A 331-nucleotide genomic window follows, 5' to 3' on the forward strand; every position below is an offset into this window, starting at 1 on the left:
CGCAAAAGTGGTGCCGCCTGAAGCGATGGAAAACGCCCCTGCCAGCCTGCATTCGCTGGATGTGAAATCGCGTGATATGCGCGGGCAGAAATATGTCTTGCAGGTGGCACCGGAAGATTGCACCGGTTGTAACCTGTGCGTCGAAGTTTGCCCGGCGAAAGACCGTCAGAATCCAGAGATTAAAGCCATCAATATGATGTCTCGCCTGGAACATGTCGAAGAAGAGAAAATCAATTACGATTTCTTCCTCAACCTGCCAGAAATCGACCGTAGCAAACTGGAACGTATTGATATTCGTACATCGCAGCTGATTACACCGCTGTTTGAATAT

The 331-nt window shown here is 49.2% G+C and carries 1 protein-coding gene; it reads left to right on the forward strand.

The genetic code is table 11. The annotated features are described in order from the left end of the window. The coding region (locus A9G44_RS12870; RefSeq protein ID WP_176700506.1) for a 4Fe-4S dicluster domain-containing protein at positions 1-331 on the forward strand (331 nt) is incomplete at both ends.

The organism is Gilliamella sp. Occ4-3 (genome assembly GCF_001690675.1).
Classification (GTDB): Bacteria; Pseudomonadota; Gammaproteobacteria; order Enterobacterales; family Orbaceae; genus Gilliamella; species Gilliamella bombi.